At 49.2% G+C, this 7670-nt stretch carries 7 protein-coding genes and 1 pseudogene; 5 read left to right on the top strand and 3 right to left on the bottom strand.

Going from position 1 to position 7670, the window contains the following annotated elements; translation table 11 throughout:
• Positions 1 to 579: 579 nt before the first annotated feature.
• Both G494_RS0114425 and G494_RS26340 read left to right on the top strand, forming a co-directional pair.
• Positions 580 to 1251 carry an aspartate/glutamate racemase family protein gene (locus G494_RS0114425; RefSeq protein ID WP_028585095.1) on the top strand — a complete coding sequence of 224 codons (672 nt, stop codon included), beginning with the start codon at positions 580 to 582 and terminating at the stop codon, positions 1249 to 1251.
• A 505-nt stretch (positions 1252 to 1756) separates the two neighbouring features.
• Entirely contained in the window at positions 1757 to 2347 is a 591-nt protein-coding gene (locus G494_RS26340; RefSeq protein WP_269746596.1) for a carbon-nitrogen hydrolase family protein, read from the top strand.
• A gap of 175 nt (positions 2348 to 2522) precedes the next feature.
• Here G494_RS26340 and G494_RS28030 read toward each other — a convergent pair whose 3' ends face one another.
• Complete coding sequence (locus G494_RS28030) at positions 2523 to 2690, bottom strand: hypothetical protein (protein ID WP_332307531.1); 168 nt, start codon at positions 2688 to 2690, stop codon at positions 2523 to 2525.
• A gap of 204 nt (positions 2691 to 2894) precedes the next feature.
• Here G494_RS28030 and G494_RS0114415 point away from each other — a divergent pair, with 204 nt between their 5' ends.
• Positions 2895 to 4277, top strand: coding sequence for an NAD(P)H-dependent oxidoreductase (locus G494_RS0114415; RefSeq protein ID WP_028585093.1), 1383 nt, complete (start codon positions 2895 to 2897; stop codon positions 4275 to 4277).
• A gap of 415 nt (positions 4278 to 4692) precedes the next feature.
• On the opposite strand, the gene G494_RS0114410 is transcribed toward G494_RS0114415, so the two are convergent.
• Both G494_RS0114410 and G494_RS23695 read right to left on the bottom strand, forming a co-directional pair.
• The gene (locus G494_RS0114410) at positions 4693 to 4935 is read right to left on the bottom strand and encodes a hypothetical protein (RefSeq protein ID WP_028585092.1); all 243 of its coding nucleotides are present in this window, start codon (positions 4933 to 4935) and stop codon (positions 4693 to 4695) included.
• 104 nt (positions 4936 to 5039) lie between these two features.
• Positions 5040 to 5666: a class I SAM-dependent methyltransferase gene (locus G494_RS23695; protein WP_051305726.1), complete on the bottom strand. Its 627-nt coding sequence runs from the start codon at positions 5664 to 5666 to the stop codon at positions 5040 to 5042.
• A 109-nt stretch (positions 5667 to 5775) separates the two neighbouring features.
• Here G494_RS23695 and G494_RS25625 point away from each other — a divergent pair, with 109 nt between their 5' ends.
• Entirely contained in the window at positions 5776 to 6507 is a 732-nt protein-coding gene (locus G494_RS25625; protein ID WP_084456885.1) for a TetR/AcrR family transcriptional regulator, read from the top strand.
• Between the two features lie 641 nt (positions 6508 to 7148).
• Positions 7149 to 7337: pseudogene (locus tag G494_RS28125) on the top strand (NIPSNAP family protein); the annotation flags it as partial.
• Between the last annotated feature and the right edge of the window lie 333 nt (positions 7338 to 7670).

The raw sequence follows: 7670 nt of genomic DNA, 5'->3' as shown, positions 1-7670 counted from the left end.
CTGACTTACCCGGAGACTCCGCCTTGTATGCCGTTTCTGTTCGTCGGCTCATAATTTCGGAGTCTCATTGCATTCGCTTACCTGCGCTCCAGGTTATCGCTCCTTGGCGTCGCTTTCGCTTTCAGCTCATGATTTCCGCTACGCTCAAATGCCTCCGGATGCACCCTCACGAGGTCGCCCTTGCTTTCGGCTAGTATTTATGCTCCTGTCATCACGATAGTAACAGGGTTTACATACAGGGGACTTGCACCCCATTAGATCACGCCCATGCCGGGCGCACACCAGCCGTTTCAGCTGACAAAAAACAGCGAGCTTGACCGGCATATCCAGGTTCCGTTAATGCTAAACGAGGTCTTTCTGCCATGGTTTTCCCAAGTTTTTTGCAGCTGAACTCCACGATGCCGTCCCGCGTAGCGGGACGGCATCGGTTCGAGCTGAGCGTAACCGCTCCCTCGATTTGACAGCGGCTCAAATATAAACCTGATCAATATCGCCGAATTCGAACTGTTATAAGGCGAGCAAGTTCACTATATAGACAAGTTAGCATTTTTCGTTTTCATAAATGGAGGATATTGTTAGATGCAAATTGGAGTAATTGGTGGCATTGGGCCCGCGGCAACAGATTATTACTACCGCCGACTGATTTCAGAATTCGCTAGGAGGAAGACGGCGCTGGAGATGACGATTGTTCATGCCGATCCTTCCACTCTACTTCATAATCTTGAACGTAACGATGGAGGTGCTCAAGTCGAAATCTACAACAGATTAACTGACAGACTTGCATCTGCGGGGGCTAAGTGCGTGGTAGTCACCTCAATCGCAGGGCATTTTTGCATCGACACCTTCAAGGAAAATTCTCCTTTGCAAGTTATTGATATTCTGACGGAAGTGAACGAAGCGGTTAAACATAGAAAACTAGGTCGGGTAGGGATATTAGGAACGCGAACCGTCATGGAAACGCAATTCTATTCTGGAATCAGCACCGCTGAGGTCATCCCACCAATCGGCAGAGTATTAGAAGATGTACATTCTGCCTACGTTTCGATGGCTACCGCAGGCTATGTCACAAAACCTCAACGTGGTGTTTTTGATTCGGCTTGCGAGTGGCTGATTCAGGAGGCGGAGGTAGACGCTATAATGCTGGGAGGAACTGATTTCGCATTGGTGTACAAGGAGAGCCAAAGTCAATTTCCAATAGTGGACTGCGCAGCGATTCACGTTGATGCCGTTGTCCGGCATGCAACTATTTGATATGCGGGGTTGGATCCAATGCAGGTGTCAACGCGGCAGGGTACCGAACGCCTTATAACCAATCGTTTCACCGCCGCTCCACCGCGTTCCGCTGGAGCGGACACCGACCCACATGAAGAACAATGGACAGTGATCTTCATGCAGATCGATGCCGCTCAGCTCGAAACGTTGGCTACTATTTTCCGAATGGGTAAAAAGTATTGGTATTAAATTGAAGTCCTCGAAAACGGGGCTTTTAGGTTGCAGTTGTATTGCTTGTGTTCGCCTAGTGTATTGCAGCAAAATTGTGCAGACAAGAGAACAAGAGAACAAGAGAAGAGATTATAAAAATAACAGTATGCAAGATCAGCAATAGATCCGATACATTGGAACGAGAATGGCAAAAACTTGCCGAACATGTCAAATCTGAAGGCAGCGATTTGTTACTGTTACCTGAAATGCCTTTTTTCCCTGGATTGCCGAAACAAATAAAGTTGGAAGAGCTGTATGGGAGAGATCAGTTAAAGTGCATGAGCGATGGTTAACGCGTTTGACTGAACTAGGAGATGTGGCTGTGGCAAGTTCCCTCCCAGTCATTAACTCTCAACAGCATTTGAACGAGGGTTTTATCTGGGATAATGAAACCGGATACAAAGCAGTCCACCATAAATATTATCTGCCAGATGAAGAAGGTTGGTGGGAAGCCTCCTGGTATGAACGCGGAAAAAAAGACTTTACTGTTGTCCAGACAAATAAAGCAAGAGTAGGCTTTCTCATTTGCACGGAGCTGTGGTTTGGTGTTCATGCCCGTGAATACTCCATTCAGGACACTGAATTATTGGTGTGCCCTCATGCAACAGGAATGACATCAAGAGACCAATGGATTGCTGGAGGCAGGACTGCTGCAGTGGTATCAGGTGCGTACTGCTTATCATCTAACTTCAGCTACAATGAGGGAGATAATATGAATTGGGCAGGTGGAGGCTGGATAATAGAACCAGAGAACGGGGAAGTTCTGGGAGTGACGTCTGCTAATCAGCCTTTTCTGACTACGGAAACAGATTTAAGCATAGCTGAAGCGGCAAAAGCCACATATCCTCAGTATGTTGTCGACTAAATGAAGTGCAGGTAAAACAATTCAAATAACCCGCCCAATCGGGTAGCCGGGGGAAACTCTCCCCCAGCCCCCACACCACCTAGCATGCGGGGCTACCGAGCAGTAGCCGGGTAATGGATGTTTACCCATAGTTCTTTGACAGAAGGCAAACCTTGATCCATGAGTCATTGATTGGTCATGCCCGACTGGGTGGCCAGGGTGCGGATAATCTCCATGGGCTTTTCCGACTCAAACCGACCGAGATAGCAGCATGCAGGAAGGTACCGAGCTTCGTCAGCTCACGAACCTTGGTGCGACGATAGCGCCACCGCTTCCAGTAGCACATGCGCACCCTGCGACGCAGCCAGTGATCGAGTTCGGGTACGGGACGGTAAAGCTCCGATATCCCGTGAAACCGTGGTCTGTCCCCGATTTCCTGGTCAGCACCGCGATTGGGTGGCTATGACGGTGTGCAACAAATGGTATAGTATTACTATGTGGAATATCGATGCATACATCGTTCTCTCGAAAGCGTTCGGATCATCAACATCAAAGGGAGCTGGTTTCAATGAAAATCATCGTATTAAACGGAAGCCCCAAAGGTGACGTCAGTATCACGATGCAGTATGTCCACTTTATCCAGAAGAAGTTTCCGCAGCATGAGCTGAAAATCCTGAACATCTCGCAGCGAATCAAGACAATCGAAAGAGATGATAATGCCTTTCGGGAAATCATTGATGCGGTTAGGTCTGCAACCTGCGTGTTATGGGCCTTTCCGCTGTATTACCTCCTGGTGCCCTCCAACTATAAACGATTCATTGAGCTCATCTGGGCGAGAGGGGTCGAAGATGCGTTCAAGGACAAATATGCGGCATCTCTGAGCACCTCAATACATTTCTATGACCATATTGCCCACAATTACATCAATGCGATTAGCGATGATCTCGAAATGAAGTTTGCCGGGGTGTTCTCCGCTGCTATGTATGACCTGCTGGAGGAGAAGGAAAGGAAACGGCTGTCGCTGTTCGCCGAGCATCTCTTTGACACCATCGAATACAACGTACCCACGTCGAGGAACTTCCGTCCATTGATACACAGTTCGTTCGAGTATGTTCCCGGAGATGTTCAGACCAAAATCGGCGTTGGCAGCCAAAAGGTGGTGGTTCTGACGGACTCGAAGGACGAGGGGACTAATCTGGGGCGGATGCTTCGCCAATTCACAGGGACATTTTCCGGTGAAGTCGAGGTGATTGATCTCAATGAGGTCGATATCAAGGGAGGATGCCTGGGCTGCATTCAGTGCGGATACGATAACAGTTGCCAATACGGTGATAAGGACGGCTACATCGAGTTCTTCAATACAAAAGTAAAGAGCGCCAATATCCTCGTTTTGGCTGGCTCGACCAAAGACAGGTATTTGTCGTCACAATGGAAGCTGTTCTTTGATAGGAGCTTCTTCAATACCCACATACCGGTGATGGCGGACAAACAACTCGGATTTATTATCTCCGGGCCCTTAAGCCAGAACCCCAACCTCAGGCAGGCACTGGAAGGCTTTTTTGAGGTTCAGCAGGCCGGCATCGTGGATTTTGTTACGGATGAATGTGGTGATTCGGCCGAGATCGATGCCCTTTTACTGAGCCTGGCCGAGCGACTTATCCGCTATGCCAACGATGGCTATGCAAAACCAGCCAGTTTCCTCGGTGTGGGCGGCAAAAAGGTTTTCAGAGACTTCATCTATGGTCGATTGCGATTCCCCTTCCTGGCTGATCACAACTTCTACAAAAAGAACGGGTTGTACGATTTCCCACAGAAGGACTACAAATCTCGAATTACGAATTCGATGATGATGCTTCTGAGCCGGATACCTTCGATGCGAAAGAAAATTTATACCGAGCGGATAAAAACGGAGTTGATCAAGCCGCTGCAAAAGGTGCTGGAGAGAGAATGAAAGAGATAGCAGACGATATATCTCACACTCGCAGATTCTTTCAAAAGATGAGGCTTACAGGTCAACAAGTGCCTAACCCATTCAAAATCGGGGACGGACCATGGTTTTAAATTGTCCAAAGAACAGTGGTCTGTCCCCGATTTTCTGCGATTTTCTCCCGATTTTCTCTTGTAGATGAGCTGCGCCCTGGCATTACCGGTAATCTTGACTCCGGCTTGGTCCGTTGGCTCAGCAGCCGTGGCCACAGTTCCGCAGACCAGTAAGGCAGCGCCAGCTGCAAGCATCTTTTTCATCTTGTTCTCCTTAATTGTATCAATAGTAGATTGGGGGGGGGGGAGAGCTGCTCTGGCTCTTTTAGCTCAATCTTCCCCGGGTTCAGCTCTGACAAGAGCCTGTCTTTTTTCCGGTTATCTTCTCATTTTCGGGAGAGAAAATATTGTAATAACGGCTCAGTAACTCGCAGGGGCGACAACCGGTAGTCACCGTCGCTGAGCCAGAGGTAGGCACTGCAGGCCGCTGTGATCAGGATGCTGCCTATGGTCAGTGCCAAGCCCAGGTACACCAGCTTCTCCACCAGGCTGAAGGCGCCATCGTCATCGCTTACTGCCAGCCCCTCGTGACAGGGCTCTCCTGCTTTCAGCTTGCGCTGTTCGGTCATCCTCTTTCTCCAGGCTAGCTTGAAAGAAAACCTGGGTCAGCCCACTCTTTGGACAATTTGAAACCGTGGGCTGTCCCCTATTTCCATGATTTCCTATTTTCTCCTTACTGTTCTCTTGTTTCTGGCGGTGCTAGCAGGGCCGCCATCCGCTTACCACCAAGCTCAGGCGTATCCAATTCTTTAAATCCGGCGAGCCTGCAGCATTCAAGTTCGGCGGTAAATTGCTCAGGAGTCACATGACCGCGGGGCTCTACCACCAACATACGACCTGAAGGTTTGAGAAGTCTTGCCGCCTGGGCCAAAAAACCGGGAATGTCTTCAAACTCATGCAGTGTGTGGATCACGACAACAAGGTCGGCCTGCCCCTCATAACAGCCAAGCCCCAAATCATGGGACTCGCAGGTCCGAATGTCCATGCGATCTGCGAGTCCTTTCTTTCCAGCTCTTTGCTGCAGGCGCGCCGCTGCCCGGGGTTCTAGGTCTACACTTATCACCCGCCCTTCCGGGCCAACCATTTTAGACAGGCTGAGGCTGACATACCCGAAACCACAGCCGGGCTCAACCACAGTCATCCCGGTTTTGACAAAGGGGCCCAAGACCTTTTCAGGCGGTTCAAGAATCCGCCTGAGCGGACTGGCAAGAAAATACTGCACCAACCAGGGGCAGCGATGGGGCTTTGGCAGACCTTCCACCATTGCAGGGATAGTATTCTGTACAATTTGATTTTCCATAACTTGGTCCTCCATGTTGGAATAAGATATTTACAACACGAGCAATTATTCGTATAAATAAGTATACGAGCATTTACTCGCATTTCATACTCGCACCGGAGAAAGTCTTATGACGGACTTCAAACCAGGAAAAAAGAAGAATTATTCCAACAAGAAAGCCTCACAGCAACATTCACCGCAGGGATGCTCTCCCAAGCGGCCAACTCGCATTAATTCGTCGACCGGCGATTTGCGTATACGCAAGTTACCTCGCCAGGAACGATCGAAGATAATGGTAGAGGCGATCCTGGAGGCTGCGGCAGAGGTCTTTGCTCAATTGGGATATGCCCGGACAACTACCAATAAGATCGCGGCACGGGCCGGAGTGTCGGTGGGTTCGTTCTATCAATACTTCCCAAACAAAGACAGCCTGCTTGCCAGGTTGATGGAGAAGCACCATGCCAAAATACACAGGGTCGTGATCGCGGCACTTGAACGCCTGGCCGATCCTTCTACGGACCTGGAGGACGGGCTACGCAAGTTCATCACCGATCTCGTGGAAGTGCACCGGGCCAATCCCGATCTTACAAAGGCACTGTCAGAGGAGGTGCTGCGCGAGTCGCAAATGATCACCAAAGCGACAAGGGGCAACGACAACACATCGCAGACCAAACAGCTGGTCGACCAGTTTTTCAGGCGGCCGGACGTCCGCTGCGGAGGCCCGGCTGTCATGTCTGCCATATTGGGCCAGGCAACAGGCCATTTGAGTCGCTGGCTGCTCCATGATGCTCCACCCGGCCTCGACCAGTCACACCTGATGGAGGAGATGGTCCAGCTTCTTTTTCGCTATCTGAAGAAATAATGTATCTACTCACCCACCCCAGGATTTGCCTCGGGAATTTTCCCAGCCAGTGCCATCTGAGTTGCTACAAGCAGGTCCCCAAATTGAGGCCCAAATTGGCCAAATTGGGGCCAGACCAAGCCAACTCTCTGATATCAAAATGATACGCGCTGGTCACAGCATGCAAGTGTTTGAAATTATGAGATCGCGGTATCAATTATCAGGCCGAAAAGACGACCCTTGGCAAACCAGTCAATACCGAGAGCATTCGACGTTTATGACATTACTTGACAATTGCTCCTATCAGTCATGACGTAGTAGAAGTAAGTTGACTCGATTTCAGGATGAAGAAATGGATATTGTGTCCCCGGAGTTTCCGAGTAATGCAAACCTTCACTACCCGTGAAGGGGCATGAGGAGCCGGATGAGTCGAGAGGTTCACGTCCGGTTCTGAGAGAGCCTGAAGGGGAAGTTCCTTTGGCCTACTCAGCTGAGGGCCTGGGAGTGAGACTCCCCCGGGATACTCGACTACTAAGTGCAGGTAGCCTCCTGTAGATGGGAAAGCAAGGGTGGCCAAGAATTCTCGGGGGAACATTTGAAACAGAAGGAGGGATATCCAGTTCTTGGATAACAACTTGTTAATTCAACAAAAACAGATAGATATGATAACTTGTTACTTGAAATACGTAATCGATCCGTATAAAACCCTAGAATTTGAAGTATATGCAAAAATGTGGATACCCTTAGTAAATAAGTTCGGTGGTACCCACCATGGCTATTTCCTCCCTCATGAGGGTGCAAATAATATTGCTGTTGCTCTATTCAGTTTTCCAAGCCTGGCAACTTATGAACAGGTGCTCCCGTTTTGACCTGTGACATGGCCGGTAGTTGCCAAAATTCATAAAAAACTCGACAGCACTCCTGACGAACGAAGACATGTTGTCATTTTGGGAGCACTCAACGCTTATTTGCTGGCAAGTGGCCGAATTTTCGACGCACCAATCCAGCAGACCTTGCCAGGGCGTCAACCCAAGAAGGTTTTGATCATTGAAAAATGTAGAAAAACTCTGGTGCTTATTCCCATTGGATCTCCACTTCCTGTTTAGGGATACCATTGACTATGCAGTGAAGTATGGTTTCCATTGAGGAGGCAACATAACTCTTGAAAAAGATACGTATATCCT

Origin of the sequence: Desulfogranum mediterraneum DSM 13871, from assembly GCF_000429965.1 — a bacterium.
GTDB classification, from domain to species: Bacteria; Desulfobacterota; Desulfobulbia; order Desulfobulbales; family Desulfobulbaceae; genus Desulfogranum; species Desulfogranum mediterraneum.
This window is presented reverse-complemented; position numbering and strand designations above follow the sequence as displayed.